The sequence below is a fragment of the Kitasatospora sp. NPDC092039 genome, from assembly GCF_044756065.1.
Taxonomy (GTDB): Bacteria; Actinomycetota; Actinomycetes; order Streptomycetales; family Streptomycetaceae; genus Kitasatospora.
Map to the genome: position 1 here is coordinate 181,370 of NZ_JBIVSD010000006.1, position 18,541 is coordinate 199,910.

An 18,541-nucleotide genomic window follows, 5' to 3' on the forward strand; every position below is an offset into this window, starting at 1 on the left:
GGGATTTCCGGACACGAGAATGCGGGCGGATGCGCGTTGACCGGTCAGGGCCGTCGGGCGGGGGTCTGCGCGGCGGTGAGCGAGGGGTCGCTCTCGGTGACGGGGGCGAGGATCTCCTCCGCCCTCGCCACCAGCCCGGGATCGAGCCGGACACCGGAGGCCCGGGCGTTCTCGCGGATCTGCGCGGGGTCCGTGCCGCCGATGACGGCGGCCGAGACCGCGGGATCGCGCAGGACCCAGGCGAGCGCGAACTGGGGCAGGGTGAGATCCGCCTCCGCCGCCAGTGGTTCGAGTTCCGCGACCCTTTCCAGCACGTCGGTGCGGAGGAATTCGCCGATGTTCCCGGCCCCGCCCTTGGTGTCGGTGGCCCGGGTGCCGGCGGGAGCCTCCCGGCCGGCGCGGTACTTCCCGGTGAGCACGCCCTGGGCGAGCGGCGACCAGACGATCTGGCCCATGCCGAGTTCGACGCAGGCCGGGATCACCTCGGCCTCGATCACCCGCCAGAGCATCGAGTACTGCGGCTGGTTGGAGACGAACGGGACGCCGAGTTCCCGGGCCAGCGCGTGCCCGCGCCGGATCTGCCCGGCCGTCCATTCGGACACCCCGATGTAGTGGGCCTTTCCGGACCGCACGATGTCCGCGAACGCCTGCATCGTCTCCTCCAGCGGAGTGTGCGGGTCGAAGCGGTGGGCCTGGTAGAGGTCGACGTGGTCGGTGGCGAGCCGGCGCAGCGAGCCCTCGACCGCGGTCATCAGGTGCTTGCGCGACAGCCCGCATTCGTTGGCGCCGGGGCCGGTGGGGAAGTACACCTTGGTGGAGATCTCCAGCCCCTCGCGCCGCCGTCCGCGCAGCGCGCGGCCGAGGACCTGCTCCGCGCGGGTGGCGGCGTAGGCGTCCGCGGTGTCGAAGGTCGTGATGCCCGCGTCCAGGGCCGCGTGCACGCAGGCGATCGCCTGCTCGTCGTCCAGCTGGGAGCCGTGCGTCAGCCAGTTGCCGTACGCGATCTCGCTGACCAGGACGCCGCTGGCGCCCAGGTGGCGGTACTCCATGAGGGGGTTCGCTCCTCTCGGTGCGGGGGGTGGTGGAGGGGGGAACGGTGGGGCGCGCCGCTCCGCGGGGCCGGGCCGGGGGCGGCCTCGGGCGACCAGAGCAGCGCGGGGTCGCGGTCGAGGATGCGTTGGTGCGTCCGGCTCAGCTGGGGCGAGGGGCCGACGCCGAGCTCCTCCTTCAGCAGCCGTCCGGTGTCCCGGAAGACGGCCAGCGAGTCGGCCTGCCGGTTGGCCCGGAACAGGCAGACCATGAGCAGCTCGCGCAGGCCCTCGTCGAGCGGGTTCTCGGCGGTGAGCTCCCACAGTTCGGTCGCGGCGGCCAGGTGCTCGCCGAGCCTCATCCGGCAGCGCAGGCGTTCGCTCCGGGTGGTGCGGAGCAGTTCGCCGAGGAACGTCCGCTTGGCCTCGGCGAGCGGCCCCGGCACGTCACGGAGGGGTTCCCCGTGCCACAGGCGGATTCCCTCCGCGTAGCGGTCCGCGGCCTCCGCGGTCCTTCCGTCCAGCTTCGCCGCCTCGGCGAGGGACACGATCCTCCGGAACTCGTCGAGATCGACCGACGCCTTCTCCGCGTCGAGCTGGTAGGACCTGCCGGAATTCCCGACGATGTCGATTCCGGCGGCCCGCAGGGTCTTTCTCAGGAGGTACACGTGGGTGCGGACGGTTTCGGCGGCCGTGCGCGGCTGCTCGGTGCCCCAGAGTGCGGTGGCGATTTTCTCGGTGGTGAGTTTCCTGTCGTTCGAGAGGGCGAGTGCGGAAAGGACGGCCTGCTGTTTCGGGCTGGAAATGCCGACCGTGGTTCGGGAGTTCGACACGGAGAGCGGTCCCAACAGGCGGACAGCGAACACGGAAGCCTCCAGGCTTTCTCGGCGGCGGGTTCAATGGTGCGCACACACCGACGGAGCGTCAAGGCGTACAGGTCATACACGAATTGAGCCGGAAAAAGGTTCACGGCACCCGGCCGCCGGGTGGAATCCGGCGGGCCGGCGGAGCGGTTACGGGTTCCCGCGGTGTTCTACGGCGAATTGACGGGGATTCTACGCGGCCCTGTTTGACTGGCCGAGCCGCCGGGCCCGACGGGCTTCCGGCGGGAGCCGCGTCCTTCGGAGCGGCGCGGGCCCGGCCATCGGCCGCCCGCCTCCCACCCGGGACGCCCGTCTTCTCCGGGCAGCCGGTCACACCCTGCCCCGAACAGAGGAATCGACTATGCCGACAGCGAGTCCGCCGGTCTCCGTGCTCGCTCCCCCCGCCGCGCGCCGCCTGGTCGACGCCGCGGAACGACTGCTGGCGCGGCACGGCGCCCCCGACAGCCCCGAACTCCTCGCCGAACTTCCCCGTGCCGCCCGCGAGTTGCCCGAATCCCTGGTAGCGGCCGTGCGCCGGGGCTTCCCGGTCGAGGGCATGTACGTCCTGCGCGGCCTGCCCGTCGCCGACCACCCCCTGGAGCCGACCCCGTTGGGCTGGCGGCAGGCCGGTGACGCGGGCGCCCGGTGGGACGTGGTGCTCCTCCTGCTCGCCTCCGTCCTGGGGCACCCGCTCGCGTGGGAGGGCCAGCAGAACGGCCGTACCGTCCACAACATCGTGCCCTCGCCCGGCCACGAGGAGCAGCAGACCGGTGCCAGCAGCGCCGTGCTCCTCGCCCCGCACACCGAGGACGCCTTCCACCCCGGCCGGGCCGACGTGCTGATGCTGTGCTGCCTGCGGAACCCGGACCGGGTGTCGACGACGGCGGCGAGCGTCCGGTCGACGGACCTGTCGGCCGAGGACGTCGCCGCGCTGACGCGGCCGACGGTGCCGATCCTGCCCGACGACGCCTACACCGTGCGCTCCGCGCGGCCGCCCGTGCCGGTGCGCACGCTGTGGCGGACGCCCGAGGGGCTGGGCATCCGCTTCGACCCGGCCTACACCCGGCGGGACGGCGCGGACCCGGTGTTCCGCGGCGCCTACGCCCGGCTGGAAGCCGAACTGGAGCGGGTGACCCAGGCCGTGGTGCTGGAACCGGGCGACGTGCTGGTCGTGGACAACGACGTCGTCGTGCACGGCCGGGTGCCGTTCCGGGCCCGCTACGACGGTACGGACCGCTGGCTGAAGCGCACCCTCGTCCGCCTGCCGCACCGCACCGGGCGGCCGGCCTCGGAGCGGGCGGAGCACGGCTACGGGCAGGCGGTCGTCGACCGCTGCTGCCCGGACGGCGTCCGGCGGTCCGGCGGCTCCCCGGCCCTCTCCGGAGCACGCGATGACTGAGCCCGCCCGCCCCGACGCCCGGCCGGACTGGGATCCCGAGCGGATCGCGGCCGTGTACGCGGCCGGCCTGTCCGCCGCCGCCGGCCCGGACACCGACTTCTTCGCGGCGGGCGGCCACTCCCTCCTCGCGGTGCTGCTCGCCGACCGGCTGCGCGAGCTGCTGCGGGTGCCCGTCACGGGGTTCGACGTGATGGAGCACCCCACGCCCCGCGCCCTCCTGGCCGAGTTGCGCGGCCGCACCGCCCCGCCGCACCCGGCGCCCGGCGCGGCCGGGGCCGGGGCCGGGGCCGCGACGAGCGGCCGGGGAACCGTCCTGGTGACCGGCGGCACCGGCGCCGTGGGCAGCTTCGTCGTCGCCGAGCTGCTGGCCCGCGGACACCGGGTACGGGCGCTGGTCCGGCCCGAGTCCGCCGCCGCCCTGGCCGGGACCGGAGCCGAGCCGGTGGACGGGGACCTGGCCGAGCCCGACGGCCTGCGGGCGGCGGCCCGCGGAGCCGACGCGGTCGTGCACGCCGCCTGCACCTTCACCCGCCCCGACGTGGACGAGGCCGCGCTGCGGGCACTGGCGGACGGCTGGGAGGGCGGCCCCTTCGTCTTCGTCAGCAGCGTCGACGCCTACGGGCGCCCGGCCCGCCCGACGGTCCGCGAGGGGCAGGGCGCCGAGGGAGCGGTCAGCGACTACGGGCGGGGCAAGGAACGCTGCGAGTCCCTGCTGCTCGACGCGGCGGACCGCCGGAGCGCCCGGGACGGCGTCAGCCTGGTCCGCGTCCCCCTGGTCTGGGGGCCGCATCGCCGGCTGGGCGAACAGCTGCGGTTCGGCGCGCTGCGCACCTTCCACCAGCGGGCACTGCGGGGCGAACCGCTGCTGGTCCCCGAGGGACACGGCTGGACCGGGGTCCCCTGGGTGGGGGCGGCCGCACTGGCCCGCGCCCTGGCGGACATGCTCGACCGCCCGGCCGGCGGAACCGTCAACGCCGTGGCCGGTCACGTCGGTTGGGCCGAGCTGGCCGGGGAGCTGGCGGCGCTGATGGGCGGCGGATCCGCCGTACGGACGGCACCGGACCTGCCGCCGGCCCTGCACCGGCCCTGGCGCTACCGCACCGACCTGTTCGACGCGCGCTACGGAACCGGCCTGCGGGAGGACTGGCGGCCGCTGCTGGCGGCGACGTTGGCCGCCGGGGCGGGACATGGCTGAGACCGCCGGTCGGGGCCTGCCGGGCGCGGCCTTCCGAGCGGCCTTCCGAGCAGAACGTTCCGAGCAGCACCTTCCGGCCGGGTCCGGAGAAACGGAGAGCGCGATGAGCAGCACCGCACCGGACGCCGCGGGGACGCCCTTCGCGGGCGTCCACGTCCTGGTGGCGCGCCAGGTGGCGGCGCGGCCGCAGTCCTGCGCGGTCCGGGACGTCCTGGGCCGCGAACTGTCCTACGCGCAGCTCTGGGAGCGGTCGGGCGAGGTCGCCTCGGCGCTCACCCGGCACGGCGTCGGACCGGGGGCGCGCGTGGTGGTGGCGCTGGAGCGCTCCCCCGACCTGGTGGCGGTGCTCCTCGGCGTCCTGCGTACGGGGGCGGCCTACGTCCCCGTCGACCCGCACGCACCCGCGGCGCGCCGGGAGGCGGTCGTCCGGGACTGCGACGCCGACGCCGTGGTGACGGCCGGCCCGGCCGGCACCGGCCCGTCCGGGCAGCGGCCGCCGCGGCTGACGCCCGGCGACCTGTTCGACCGGGCGGTGCAGGGCCGGCACACCCCGCCCGTCGAGGCCCCGGAGCCCGTTCAGGACGTGCCGCCGCCCGTCGAGGACGCGGCACCCGTCCGGTTCGTGGCACCCGGCGACGCCGCGTTCATCGGCTACACCTCCGGCTCCACCGGCCGGCCCAAGGGCGTGGTGCTGAGCCACTCGGCCATCACGCACTTCATCGCCGGCGGGGGCTACTGCCCCGTCGGCCCCGGGGACCGCGTCGCCCACGTCGCCAGCCCCGCCTTCGACCCCGTCACCTTCGAGGTGTGGAACACCCTGGCGTCCGGAGCGACGGTGGTCGTCCTGCCCGCCGTGGCCGAAGTGCCGCTGGAGGAGTGGACCGACAACCTGGCGAGGCACCGGATCGACGTCATGTTCCTCACCACCGCCCTGGTCGACCTGGTGCACCGCACCGCACCCGGCGCCTTCGCGCCGCTGCGCGTCCTGCTCTTCGGCGGCGAGGCGGTCGACCCGGAGATGGTCCGGGGCCTGTGCGCCGTCCGTCCGCCCCGACAGGTGCTGCACGTCTACGGCCCGACCGAGGCCACGACCTTCACCACCGCGTTCCGCTGCGACGCCGGGAACCTCGACGGGCTCGACCGGATACCGATCGGCTTCCCGCTCCCGCACACCACCGTCGCCGTGCTCGGCCCCGACCTCGCACCCGTGCCGTCCGGCGAGCCCGGCGAGCTGTGCATCGGCGGCCCCCGCCTCGCGACCGGCTACCTCGGCCAACCCGGGCTCACCGCGGAGAGGTTCGTGCTGCTGCCCGACGGTGAGCGGGTCTACCGCAGCGGGGACCTGGTGCGCCGGCGCGCCGACGGGGCGCTGGAGTTCCTGGGGCGCCGGGACCGCCAGGTCAAACTGCGCGGCTTCCGCATCGAGCCGGAGGAGGTGGAACGCGCCCTGCTGGCCACCGGACTGCTCGACGCGGCCGTGGTCGAGAAGACCGGCGAAGGCCCGGACGCCCGTCTCGTCGGGTTCGTCGTACCGGCGGGGCGGACGGCCGGGCCGGCCGGGCCCCTCCCGCAGGCACTCGCCCGGGAACTGCGCCGCCACGTGCCGCACTACATGGTGCCGACCGCCTGGCACGTCGCCGCCGCGCTGCCCGTCACGGCCAACGGCAAGGTCGACCGGGCCGCGCTGCTCGCCCGCCTGCGCGACCCCGACCAGGCCGTGGGCGCTCCGCACTGACCGTCCGCCGCACTGCCGCTTCGCCGCACCTGACCGCCGCCGACCACCGCCGGCCACCGCCGACCGCCGCCGACCGCTGGAGTCCACCGATGGGCGAGAACATCACCGCCACGTACCTCGAACAGTTCCGCTCGGCCGCCGCCGCCCACCCGGGCGTCCTCCCCGTCACGGGGGCGCAACGCCGCTTCCTGACGATGCGCCGGCTCGCCCGCGACGTCCCGCCGCTGCTGGTCCCGCTGTACTTCCGGTTCCCGCGCGGCGCCGTCGACCCGGACCTGCTGCGCTCGGCGGCCGCGCGGCTCGCGGCCCGGCACCCGGTGCTGCGCACGCGGTTCGACACCGCGGCCGACCTGCCCGTCCAGCGGCTCGCCGAGCCCCGGGGCGCGGTCCACCGGGTGACGGCCAGGCCCGGCGAGTCCACCGACGGGGCGCTGCGGCGGGCCCTGCGCACCTGGAGCCCCGACGGCCCGCCGCTGCGGCTGTTCCTGGCCGCCTCGGAGGCCGAACCGGAGGTGGAGACGCTGGCCGTGGTCGTGGACCACGCCGCCTGCGACGAACAGTCGCTGGGGCTGATCACCGAGGGCCTCGGCCGCGCCTACCGGGAGCGGGCCGATCCGCGGGAGGTGCTGGCCGCCACCGGCGCGTCGGACGCCGAGGCGTACCGGGACGCGGTGGAACGGCAGCTCGCCGTCGAACGCGCCGCCTCCCGGCCGGGCTCGCTCGCCCACTGGGCGGGCCGGCTGGCGGAGCTGGTGCCGACCGGCGTCGCCGCCCGGCGGGCCGCCGCCGGCCCCGGGCGGGCGGACGCCGTCGCCGGGCTGCTCCGGTACCGCAGGCCGGCGCCCGCCGAGGAGGCCGGCATCGCCCTCTTCCCCGCGGTGCTCGGCGCGACGGCCGCGGCGGTCACCGCGGTCGCGGGGGTCACGGCCGGCGCCCCCGGCGGCGCCACCCCGACCGTGGGCTACCCGTGGGGCGGGCGGCCGCCGGGCGCCGCCCCCGTCCTGGGCTGCTTCCTCAACACGGTGCTCTGCGTGGCCCCCTGCGGCGCGGACCCGGACGACCTCACCGACCGCTGGTGGGACGACCTCGACCACGCCGACACCCCGCTCGACGAGGTCCTGCGGCTCGCGCGGCTCCGCGGCCCCGCCCGGCACGCGCTGTTCGACGCGCTCGTGGCGCAGGAGGACGCCACCCGGCGCCCGCCGCTGGAACTGGGCGGCGTCGAGGGCCTGGAGACCCACCGGGAGGCCCTGGCCCTCCAGACCCCCCTGGCGGTGGCCGTCACGCGCGGCGCCACCGACCTGCTGGTGCGGCTGGGGTGGCAGCCCGGGCTCGTCGATCGGGCGGCGGCGCACTCCGGCTTCGACGCGCTGCGCCGCACCCTCGCCGCCCATCTGGACCGTTCCCCCGACCCCTGCGCACCCGCGCCCTGAACCGCCGACCGACCCACCGACCGACCGACCGACCGACCGACCGACCCACCGTCGGCACGACCCGTACGACCCACACGATCCGAACGACCACAAGGAAGGCACCATGCCACAGCAGAGCACCACACCACCGGAAGGCACCGTCTACGCGCTCTCCCCGTCCCAGGAGATCGTGTGGCTGCACGAGCAGCTGCTCCCCGGCAGCCGCGCCTACAACTCCACCGCGGCCATCGAGCTGCGCGGCGAGCTGGACGTCCGGGCCCTGCTGGACAGTTGGGAGGAGGTGCTGCGCCGGCACCCCGGGCTCCGGCTGGAGCTCGTCGACCGGGAGGGCGGCCTGCCGGGCCAGCGGGTCAGCGCGAACAGCGTGCCCCGCTTCCGCGAGGTCGACCTCTCGGCGGCCGAGGACCCGGAGGCCGAGTTCGCCGCCCTGGTCCGCTCGGAGGCCGACACGCCGCTGGACACGTACGCCGCGCCGCTGGTGCGGTGGTGCCTGGTGCGGATGGGCCCGGACCACCACCGGCTGGTCCACGTCGAGCACCACCTCGTGCACGACGGCCGGTCCTGGGTGATCGCGCTGCGCGACCTGTTCACCCTCTACCGCTGCCGGCTGCTCGGCACGGAACCCGTGCTGCCGCGGCCGCGCGGCTACCAGGAGCACCTCCAGGAGTCGGCCCGCACCGCCGACCTGGCGAAGAGCCTGCAGTACTGGCAGGAGGAACTGCGCGGCGCCGCCCACGAGATCGCCCTCCCCGGCCTCGGCCGGCCCGGGGCCGAGCGCCGCCACCACGGCGCCCAGCTGCGCCAGGCCCTCGACCGGCGGCTCGTGGAACGGCTGCACGACCACTGCGCGACCTCCGGGCACACCGCGTTCACGACGCTGCTCACGCTGTTCGCCGAACTGCTGCGCCGGCACAGCGGCCGGGACGACCTCGTGGTCGGCACGGCCACCGCCAACCGCGGGCCGGGCTGGGAGGAGAGCGTCGGCATGTTCGTGAACACCATCCCGCTGCGCCTGCGACCGGACCCGGCCGGCCCGGCCGACGAGGCGGTGGACGAGGTCACCGACGTGCTGATGCGCGGCCTGCCCCACCAGGAGGTGCCGGTGCAGGAGCTCACCAAGGCGCTGGGCCTGCACACCGACGGCGCCCGAAACCCGATGTTCAACGTCATGTTCAACGCCCATGACACCCCCCTTCCGGTGATCGACGTGCCGGGCCTGGAGGTGTCGCTCGACGAGGCGTTCACCGCGGGCACCACCCGGAGCTTCGACCTCGACGTGGTCCTGATCCCCCACGAACGCACCATCGGCGCGGACGGCTCCCGCCCGGGGAGCGGGATGACGGCGGTGTGGGACTACGACGCCGACGTGTTCCCCGAGGAGTCGATCCGGCTGCTCGCCGCCAGGTTCGAGGAACTGCTGGAGAGCTACCTCGCCCGCCCCGGCGCCCGGCTGGCCTCGCTGGCCGCCGACTCCACCGCGGCCGCCGCCGGGTCCGCCGCCGGGTTCCCCGCCGTCGGGTCCGCGGACCCCTCGGACGACCGGGTCGCCGCCCTGGACCCGGCCCGGCGGGACGGCACGGCCACCGCGCTCGTCAGCGGGGCACGGACCTGGACGTACGCCGACCTCGACCGCGAAGTGACCGCCCTGGCCGACCGGTTGACCCGCGCGGGCGTCACGGCGGGCCGCCCGGTGGCGGTCGTGCTGCCCCGGGGCGCCGACAGCGTGGTGGCGCTGCTGGCCTGCCTGCGCACCGGAGCGGTGTACGCGCCGCTGTCGCCGGACGACCCGCGCGACCGGCTGGCGCTGCTGCTCGACCGGCTGCGGCCGGCCCTGGTGCTGGCCACCGCGGAGAGCGCCCTCGGCCTGCCCGTCCAGGGGCCGCCGGTGGGCCTGCTGGACGCCGCCGAGTTCCCGGCCGCCGCTCCCGGCCGGTCCGTCGAGGACGCGGCCTACGTCATCCACACCTCCGGCTCGACCGGCACCCCGAAGCCGGTGGCGGTCCCCCGCCGCGCGCTGGACACCTACCTGGCTGGCATGGGCGAGCGGCTCGCCCTCACCGCCGCGGACCGGGTGCTGGTGTTCGCCAGGCCCTCCTTCGACCAGAACCTGGAGGACGTGCTCGTCACCCTCGCCGCCGGCGCGGCGCTCGTCCTCCCGCAGCGCGAGGTGCCCACCGCCGACGAGCTGGTCGCGGTCCTCGCCGGCCGGCAGGTGACCGTCGCCAACCTGCCGGCCAGCTACTTCCTGTCCGTCCGGGGCGAGTTGGCTGCGGCGCGGCGCGACGGCAGGTGGCACCCGACGACGGTGGTGGTCGGCGGCGAACGGCTGCCCGTCGACGCGCTGGCCGACTGGGCGCACCCCGGCACCAGGCTGCTCAACGCCTACGGCGTCACCGAGGCCACCGTCACCTCGGTGACCCACACCGTCACCGCCGACGACCTGGCCCGCGGCGGGGACACCCCGCTGGGCACGGAGATCGACGGCACCCGGGTCCTCGTGCTCGACACCGGCCTCGACCCCCTGCCGGACGGCGCCGTCGGTGAACTGGCCATCGCCGGAGGCACCCTGGCGACCGGCTACCTCGACGACGAGCGGACCACCGCGGAGCGCTTCGTCACCCTGCCAGCCCTGGGCGGGCAGCGGGTCTACCGCACCGGGGACCGCGGCTACCGCGACCCGGCCGGGCGGATCCACTTCCTGGGCCGCCGGGACAACCAGGTGAAGCTGCGGGGGCACCGGATCGAACCGGAGGAGATCGAGGCGGCGGCCTCCGCCGAACTGGGCGGCCGCTCCTGCGCCGTCGTCCTGCACGACGACCCGGTGGCCGGCCCCGTCCTGACCGGCTTCGTGGCCACGGACGGCCCGCTCGACGAACGCGCCCTGCACCGGGCCCTGGCCGGCCGGCTGCCGGCGCCGTTCCTGCCCGCCCGGTGGATCGCCCGGGCCGCCCTGCCCACCCTGCCCGGCGGGAAGCCGGACCGGGCCCGGCTGGCCGCGCTCGCGGCCGCGGCCGCGCCGGCCGAGCCCGCCGCCCAGGCCACCGGCACCGGGGACGGCACGCAGGACGGCACCGGCTTCGCCGGCCCGGGCGAGTCCCTGCTCGCCGAAGGGTGGCGCGCGGTCCTCGGCCACGACCGGTTCACCGCCGACTCGCACTTCTTCCAGGTCGGCGGGCACTCCCTGCTCGCCGCCCAGCTCGTCGCCTGGCTGGAACCCAGGCTGGGCCACCGGCCGCCGCTGCGCACGGTCTTCCGCAACCCGGTCCTCGCGGACCAGGCCCGGGCCCTGGAGGTGGCCGCGTGATGCCGCAGCCCTCCTCCGTGCTGGAACGCAGGCACCGCGAGATCACCGCCAGCTTCGAGTCCTTCGTGCAGCGCGAACTGGTGCCGCTGGCCGCCGAGGTCCCCGAACCGGTGGACGGTCCGCCCCGGGAGCTGCGCGACTACGTGCGCAGGCGGTCCGCCACCCTGGGCTTCTACGGCGCCGAGTACCCCGAGTCCATGGGCGGCGCCGGGATGCCGGTCACCGCCCTGGTGCAGCTCCACCACGCCGCCGGGGCGAGCGGCTGCCCGCTCGCCCCGTACGCCCTGGCCGGGCCGGACGGCCCCAGCTGGCTGCTGACGCACGGCACCGCCCGGCAGATCGAGGAGTACCTCGTCCCGATGGTGCGCGGGGAGAAGCTGCGCTGCCTCGCGATGACCGAACCCGGCTCCGGCTCCGACTCCTTCGCGATGTCGACCAAGGCCCGGTGGGACGGCGACGGCTGGGTGCTGAACGGGCGCAAGACCTTCGTCAGCAACGCCGGGCACGCCGACTACGCCATCGTCGTCGCCGACGTGACGGACGGCCCCACCGGGCACGGCGGCGCCACCGCGTTCGTCATGCCGCTCGACCACCCGGGGCTGCGGCGCGGCCAGCAGTACGCCGGCATGGCCGGGGAGCCGCTGTTCGAGCTGGTCCTCGACGAGGCACGGCTGCCGATGGCCGCGGTGGTCGGCGAGTCGGAGGGCATCGGCTCGGCGGTGGAGTACGCCATGGACAGCCTCGCCTACGGGCGGCTGCTGGTCGCCGCCCAGTGCAACGGCATCGCCGAGTTCGCGCTGCGCGAGGCCGTCGGATTCGCCCGGGAACGGCGGGCGTTCGGCCAGGTCATCGGCGGCTACCAGCACGTGCAGGAGCACCTCGTCACCGGCCGGGCCGGCGTGGAGACCGCCAAGCTGCTCACCCTGGCCTGCGCCGAACTGGTCGACGAGGGACTGGAGAGCGGGGAGAACGCCGCCCTCGCCAAGCTGGTCGCCACCGAGGTCGCCGTGGACGTCGTCGACCGGGCCCTGCAGGTGCACGGAGCCACCGGCTACGTGCGCGGCCACCCCCTGGAGTACCTGTACCGCCACATCCGCATGATGACGATCATCGAAGGGACCTCCGAGGTCCAGAAGGTGATCATCGCTCGCTCCATGGGGCTGGGATGACCGCCCCCGAGACCGGAGGAACCGTGAACCACCGCACACCGGCGACGCCCCGGCGGGCGACCGCCGACCTCAGCATCGTCACCAGCGACCCGGCCGCCGCCGGGCCGGCGCTCCCCGACGCCGCCGACCCCGTGCTCGCCGCCTTCGACTCCTGGGCGCGGCTGGCCCCGGACACCGTGGCCGTGGACGAGCACGGCACCCGGTGGTCCTACGCGCAGATCGACGCCGCGGCCACCGAGCTGGCCGACGCCCTGCGGGAGCGGGTGCGCCCCGGCGACGTGGTGGGCATGTGCCTGGAACGCTCCGCGCTGCTGGTGGCCGCCACGGTCGCGCTCGCCCGGCTGGAAGCGGTCCAGGTCCTGCTCGGCCCCCGGCCCGCCCCGGGGCGGCTGACCGCGCTCGCCGGGAGCCTGCGCCTCGGCTGCCTGCTGGGCGACCCGGGGGACGGGCTGCCGACGGACCACCGCGCGGTCGAGGTGTCCGGGCCCGGCCGGGACGGCGCCGCGCGACGGCTGGACGTACGGGTGCCCGTGCCCGGGCCGGGCCCGGAGCCCGCCACCGGCCCCACGGACCTCCCGTGCGGCGCCGGCCCGGCGGACCTCCCTCCGGGCGCCCGGTACGCCGTGCTGACCTCCGGATCGACCGGGGCCCCGAAGGTCGTGCTGGTCGGCGCCCGGTCCCTCGCCCGGGCCGTCGGCTGGTACCGCGGCCGGTCCGGGCTGCGGCCCGGCGAGCGGCAGGGCCTCTTCATGAGCACCGCCTTCGACGCGCACTTCCTGGAACTGTGGGGCGGGCTGGCCTCGGGCGCCACCCTGGTGGTGGCCCCCGAGGAGGCGCGCAGCGACCCGGCCGCGCTCACCGACTGGTGGCAGCGGTCCGGGCTCACCGCCGCGCTGCTGCCCACCCCGCTCGCGGAGACCGTGCTCGACCGTCCCTGGCCGCCGGGACTGCCGCTGCGCTACCTGTGCATCGGCGGCGACCGGCTCCGGCGCTGGCCGGGGCCCGACGTGACCGCCAGGGCCGACAACGTCTACGGCCCGTCCGAGACCACCATCGCGGCGACCTTCCACCCGCTCGACGGGGAGCCGGCGGACGACCGGTCCGGCCCGCCGCCGATCGGCCGCCCGCTGGGCGGGGCCCGCGCCTTCGTCACCGACGCGGACGGGTCGGTCCTCGGCCGCGGCACACCGGGCGAGCTGTGGATCGCGGGACCGACCCTCGCCCTGGGGTACCTCGACCGGGAGCTCACCGCCCGGCGCTTCCCGGCCGCACCGCAGGAGGCCGGCGGCGGCCGGGCGTACCGGACCGGCGACCGGGCGGTGATGCGCGCGGACGGCGTCCTGGAGTTCCTCGGCCGGGTGGACGACCAGCTCAAGATCAGCGGTGTCCGGATCGAGCCGGCCGAGGTCGAGGGCGCCCTGGAGCGCGACGCGCGGGTGAGCCGGGCCGCCGTCGCCTCGCCCGGCGGCGGCCGGCTGCTGGCCTTCGTCCTGCCCGCGCCCGGCGCCCGTCCGGACGAGGCGGAACTGCTGGCGCTGGCCGCCGAGTGGCTGCCCGCGCAGGCCGTGCCCTCCCGGGTCCGGCTGCTGGACGAACTCCCGTACGACGCCAACGGGAAGGTCGACCGGGCGGCGCTGCTGGCCGAGGACGAACGGCGCTCCGCGGTCGAGGCGGAGGCCGCCGAGGCGGCGGAGGAACTCCCGGACGACCGGGCGTCGGCCACCCGGCGGCGGGTGCTGGAGCACTGCCGCGCCCTGCTGGGCAATCCGGCGCTGATGCCGCACGACAACTTCATCCGGGCCGGCGGAACCTCGATCGACATCGCCCGGCTGCTCGCGGCCCTGGAGCAGGACACCGGTGTCCGGCTCCGGGCGGCGCGGGTCATGCGCCAGCCGGACCTGGCCGCGGTCGCCGCGATGCTCGACGCCGCCGTGTCCGACGCCGTGTCCGGCGCCGCGACCGCCGACCGGTCGTGACCGCGAGCACCCGTCAGGAAGGGGAAGACCGTGAGTGAGACCGGGCAGGACGTCTGGTACAGCTGGAACGACGCGAGCACGGAACACGCGGCGGAGCACGACGGGCACGAGGAGCACGGCGGTGCCGGCGGTACGGGCCTCGTCTTCGACGAGACCCTCCGGGACGGCCTCCAGGCGCCGCACGTCCGCAACCCGACACCGGAGCAGAAGCTCGGCTTCCTGGAGCACATGGTCCGCTCCGGCATCCGGTGCGCGGACCTCGGGTTCCCCGGCTCGGACCCGGCGGCGGCCGAGGAGTGCACGGCCCTGGCCCGGCACATCGCCACCGCCGGACTCGACCTGGTCCCCGGCTTCGCGGGGCGCACCCACCCGGCGGACATCGGCGCGATCTGCGAGATGGGCCAGCGGGCCGGGATCGGCGTCGAGGCGTACGCCTTCATCGGCGTCAGCCCCATCCGGCAGTACGTGGAGGACTGGGACCCCGGGCTGATCGAGCGCGCGATCCGCACGGCGGCCGCCGAGTGCGCCCGCGGCGGGGCGGAGTTCGTCCTCGTCCTGGAGGACACCGTCCGCTGCACCCCGCAGGTGCTCGCCGGCGTGTACGACGTCGCGGTTGAGACCGGCGTGCGGCGGCTGACCCTGTGCGACACGGTGGGGGCCGCCGTCCCCAGGGGCACGGCGGCCCTGATCCGCTGGACCCGGCGGTACTTCGCCGAGCGCGGCCACACCGTGGACCTCGAATGGCACGGGCACAACGACCGGGGCCTGGCCCTGGTGAACTCGCTCGTCGCGCTGTCCCTCGGCTGCGCCCGGGTGCACGGCACCGTCCTCGGCGTCGGCGAACGGGCCGGCAACGCGTCGCTCGACCAGATCATCGTCAACCACCGCCTGAACGACGGGCACCCGTACGACCTGAGGGCGCTGCGCGGGTACGTCGAGCACGCGGCCCCGCTGCTCGGCGTCGAGATCCCGCGGAACTACCCGGGCATGGGCCGCGACGTCTTCAAGACCAGCGCCGGGGTGCACGCCTCCGCCATCCTCAAGGCCCACCGCAAGGGCGACGAGGCGCTGAAGGACGGCGTCTACGCGGGCGTCCCCGCCCGGCTGCTGGGCCGGGAGCAGGAGGTGCTGGTGGACGCGGCCTCCGGCGCGAGCAGCGTCAAGTACTGGCTGACCACGCACGGTTACCCGGCGGAGGACTCCGACGTGGTCAAGAGGGTGCTGGAGCTGGCCAAGACGCGCCGCACCCCGCTCACCGACGAAGAGATAGGACGGGTCATTGCGACGGGCCACTGACGGGACGCCGGACGCGTCCCCCCGCACGATCGCGTTGCACGGGAACGTGCTGGTCCTCACCGAGGACCCGGAACTGGTCGCCGGGCAGTTGGCCGGCGAGGGCGGACCGACGCCGCAGCGGCTGCTGCGCGAGCCGCTGCGGAACAACGTCTCGACGGACGAGATCATCCCCGGCTGGTGCTGCTTCTGGTACGACGAACGGCTCGGCGACTTCGCGTACCTGGGCCTGCGGGACCGGCGGTTCGGCGAGGGCGCGGTGAGGGCCTTCGCCCCGCAGGTCATCGTCAGCGGGGAGGCCAAGGGCTGCGGATCCTCCCGGGAGCACGCGGTGTACGCGGAGAAGTACGCCGGGACGGAGCTGGTCTTCGCCCGCTCCTTCGAACGGATCTACCAGCAGAACTGCCGCAACGTCGGCATCGTCACCTGCGAGGACTTCGACCTCCTCGCCGCCCTGCTGGCCGGGGAGGAACTGCCGCTGGCGGCCTTCACCGGCAGCGCCAACGACGTCGAACGCGCCGTCATCGACCTCGGCGGGCTGTTCGGCTTCCACCGCCGGACGGCGGACGGGCACGGCACCGGGCCGCTGCCCGCGTTCGCCGGGAGCCGGCCGCTGAACATCGTCGAGAAGATCCTCCAGAGCCGGCTCGCGCCCAGGAACCCGGCGCCGGCCGGCGGCACCGTCCGGGCCGGCGAGTCGTACTTCGTGCGGACGGACGTCAGGTTCTCCCACGAGTACGTGACGCCGATGGCCGCCGGCATGTTCACCCGGGAGTTCGGGGCGGACGCCCCGCTCGCCGACCCGGACTCCTGCTACTTCTTCCAGGACCACCTGTCGCTCGCCGACCAGGTGGTGGCCCGCCGGCCGGGCGGAGCGGACCTGGTCGGCCGGATCCACGACCTCGGTCGCCGGCAGCTGGAGTTCGCCACGGCCGCCGGCGGCCACTTCGTCGGCCCCGCCGCCACCGGCGGGGGCAGCCGGGCGATCTGCCACAACCACATCGTGGAGCACGTCGCCCGGCCCGGGGACGTGATCATCGGCACGGACAGCCACACCTGCACCGCGGGCGCGGTCGGAGCCCTCGCGTTCGGCGTCGGCGCAACCGACATCGCGAGCGCCTGGTACAGCCGGGAAACCCTCGTGAAGGTGCCGGAGGTCCTGCGGATCGAGCTCACCGGGCGGCTGCCGGAGGGCGTGTGCGCCAAGGACCTCATGCTCGGCCTGCTGGCGCACCCGATGATCGAGGGCAGCCGGACGCTGGGCAAGGTCCTGCTGTTCACCGGTCCGGGATGCTCCGGGCTGAACACCGACGAGCGCGCCACGCTGTGCAACATGGCCGTGGAGGCCGGCGCGATGACCGCGCTGTTCGAACCGGACGAGGTGACGCGCGAGTTCCTGGCCGGGCGTGCAGGGGCGCCGGTCATCGGCGGGGAGGTCCCCGGCGGGCCGGTCCTCGATGGCCCGCTCCTCGCCTCCGACGAGGGCGCCCACTACAGCGCGGTGGTGGCCGTCGAGCTGGCGGACGTCGAGCCGATGGTCGCGCTGCCCGGGGATCCGCGCAACGCCGTCCCGCTCGGCTCGGTGCGCGAGCCCGTCCCGGTGGACAAGGTGTACGGCGGCTCGTGCACCGGCGGCAAGGCGTACGACATGGACATGTACGCCCAGGTGTTCGCGCTGGCCCGGGACCGGGGCCTGACGGTGCCGCCGGGGGTGGAGGCGTACATCCAGGTCGGCAGCGAGTCGGTGATGAGGTACGCCGTCGACCGCGGGTACACCGACCTGTTCGCGGCCGTGGGGGTGCAGGTGCTGCCACCGTCCTGCGGCGCGTGCATCAACGCCGGCCCCGGCGTCTCCGAGCGGGCGGACCAGGTCACCGTCAGCGCCCAGAACCGCAACTTCCCCGGACGTTCCGGGCCGGGCCGGGTCTACCTCGCGTCGCCGTACGTGGTGGCCGCCACGGCGATCGCCGGACGCCTCAGCTCCGTCGAGGCCCTGTTCGGCGACTCCGTCGGGGCGCCGCTCGGCACGGAGCCGCGGTCATGAGGATCGCGGTGGTGCCCGGCGACGGGATCGGCAAGGAGGTCGTCCCGGCGACCCTGCCCGCCCTGACGGCGGTCAGCGAGGCGTTCGGCCTCGGCCTCAGCTACGACGTCCTGGACTGGGGCGCGGACCGCTGGCTGGCCACCGGCGTCGGCCTGCCGCCCGGGGCGCTCGACCGCCTCGCCCGGGACTACGGCGCCGTCTACCTGGGGGCGCTCGGCGACCCGCGCATCCCCGACATGGCCCACGGCCGGGAGATCCTGCTCGGACTGCGCCGGGGCCTCGACCTCTGCGTCAACCACCGGCCCGTCGTGCTGGAGCACGGGGTCGTCGACCTCTACCGCGAGAACACCCAGGGGCTCTACGCGGGCGTCGGCGGGTCGGTCGCCCGCTCCGGGGCCGTCACGGTGGCGATCGACGAGTGCGTCTACACCCGGGAGACCGTCGAGTCCTTCGTCCGCTACTGCCTGGCCCGGCTGCACGCCGCGGGACGCCGCCGGGCCACCCTGGTGCACAAGTCCAACGCGGTGCCGAACACCGGGCGCCTGTGGCAGGACGTCTTCCGCCGGGAACTCCGCGCCTTCCCCGGCCTGGCCGGCTCCGAGGAGTACGCGGACTCGTTCTGCTACCACCTGGTACGCGACCCGAGCCGGTACGAGGGGGTGCTCGCTCCCAACCTCTTCGGGGACGTCATCAGCGACATCGGCGCCGCCCTGGCCGGCGGGCTCGGCCTCGCGCCGAGCGCCAGCATCTGCCCGGACACCGGGTTCGCCCTGTTCGAACCCGTCCACGGCAGCGCCCCCGACATCGCCGGAACGGGGACGGCCAACCCCTACGGCGCGGCGATGTCCCTGGTCCTCCTGCTGGAGCACGCCGGCCACCGGGCCGCGGCCGAGGTGTTCCGCTCCTGCCTGGTGGAGGCCGCCGCCGGACCGGCGGCGACGCCCGACCTCGGCGGCAGCGGAACCACCCGGCAGTTCATGGCCGAGGTGACGGCGCTGCTCGAACGGCGCCTGCCGGCCGCACCGCCCGCGGCCGCCGGCCCGGGTACCGACTGAACCACTGAACGACCGTATGACGATCGGAGAGTCATGACACCCCCCTC

Annotated in this window: 12 protein-coding genes; 10 read left to right on the top strand and 2 right to left on the bottom strand. The window is 75.6% G+C overall.

The window, feature by feature from the left end; translation table 11 throughout:
• Nucleotides 1–44: 44 nt before the first annotated feature.
• Together ACIQI7_RS14710 and ACIQI7_RS14715 are read right to left on the bottom strand one after the other, a co-directional pair.
• The gene (locus tag ACIQI7_RS14710; protein ID WP_401109180.1) at nt 45–1,049 is read right to left on the bottom strand and encodes an aldo/keto reductase family protein; all 1,005 of its coding nucleotides are present in this window, start codon (nt 1,047–1,049) and stop codon (nt 45–47) included.
• Nucleotides 983–1,861: a BTAD domain-containing putative transcriptional regulator gene (locus ACIQI7_RS14715; protein ID WP_401109182.1), complete on the bottom strand. Its 879-nt coding sequence runs from the start codon at nt 1,859–1,861 to the stop codon at nt 983–985. The genes ACIQI7_RS14710 and ACIQI7_RS14715 overlap by 67 nt, the downstream gene beginning before the upstream one ends.
• A 391-nt stretch (nt 1,862–2,252) precedes the next feature.
• Between ACIQI7_RS14715 and ACIQI7_RS14720 the strand changes: the two genes are divergently transcribed.
• The 10 genes from ACIQI7_RS14720 (at nt 2,253) to ACIQI7_RS14765 (ending at nt 18,494) form a co-directional block, all read left to right on the top strand.
• Nucleotides 2,253–3,290 (top strand): TauD/TfdA family dioxygenase, encoded by a 1,038-nt coding sequence (locus ACIQI7_RS14720; RefSeq protein ID WP_401109184.1) that lies wholly within the window; start codon nt 2,253–2,255, stop codon nt 3,288–3,290.
• Nucleotides 3,283–4,485, top strand: coding sequence for an NAD-dependent epimerase/dehydratase family protein (locus ACIQI7_RS14725; protein WP_401109186.1), 1,203 nt, complete (start codon nt 3,283–3,285; stop codon nt 4,483–4,485). The genes ACIQI7_RS14720 and ACIQI7_RS14725 overlap by 8 nt, the downstream gene beginning before the upstream one ends.
• Nucleotides 4,486–4,588: 103 nt before the next feature.
• A complete protein-coding gene (locus ACIQI7_RS14730) occupies nt 4,589–6,220 on the top strand; it encodes an amino acid adenylation domain-containing protein (RefSeq protein ID WP_401109187.1) in 1,632 nt (543 codons plus the stop codon).
• A gap of 89 nt (nt 6,221–6,309) precedes the next feature.
• On the top strand, nt 6,310–7,653 hold the full coding sequence (locus ACIQI7_RS14735) for a condensation domain-containing protein (protein WP_401109190.1): 1,344 nt from the start codon (nt 6,310–6,312) through the stop codon (nt 7,651–7,653).
• Nucleotides 7,654–7,756: 103 nt separating this feature from the next.
• Nucleotides 7,757–10,957: an amino acid adenylation domain-containing protein gene (locus tag ACIQI7_RS14740; protein ID WP_401109193.1), complete on the top strand. Its 3,201-nt coding sequence runs from the start codon at nt 7,757–7,759 to the stop codon at nt 10,955–10,957.
• A complete protein-coding gene (locus ACIQI7_RS14745) occupies nt 10,957–12,126 on the top strand; it encodes an acyl-CoA dehydrogenase family protein (protein WP_401109196.1) in 1,170 nt (389 codons plus the stop codon). Before ACIQI7_RS14740 ends, ACIQI7_RS14745 begins: the two co-directional genes overlap by 1 nt.
• A 23-nt stretch (nt 12,127–12,149) precedes the next feature.
• The gene (locus tag ACIQI7_RS14750; RefSeq protein ID WP_401109199.1) at nt 12,150–14,102 is read left to right on the top strand and encodes a non-ribosomal peptide synthetase; all 1,953 of its coding nucleotides are present in this window, start codon (nt 12,150–12,152) and stop codon (nt 14,100–14,102) included.
• 30 nt (nt 14,103–14,132) lie between these two features.
• Complete coding sequence (locus ACIQI7_RS14755) at nt 14,133–15,398, top strand: LeuA family protein (protein ID WP_401109201.1); 1,266 nt, start codon at nt 14,133–14,135, stop codon at nt 15,396–15,398.
• Nucleotides 15,399–15,432: 34 nt separating this feature from the next.
• Nucleotides 15,433–17,439: an aconitase family protein gene (locus ACIQI7_RS14760; protein WP_401109203.1), complete on the top strand. Its 2,007-nt coding sequence runs from the start codon at nt 15,433–15,435 to the stop codon at nt 17,437–17,439.
• Nucleotides 17,436–18,494, top strand: a complete 1,059-nt coding sequence (locus ACIQI7_RS14765; protein WP_401109206.1) for an isocitrate/isopropylmalate family dehydrogenase — start codon at nt 17,436–17,438, stop codon at nt 18,492–18,494. Before ACIQI7_RS14760 ends, ACIQI7_RS14765 begins: the two co-directional genes overlap by 4 nt.
• The last annotated feature ends 47 nt before the right edge of the window (nt 18,495–18,541 follow it).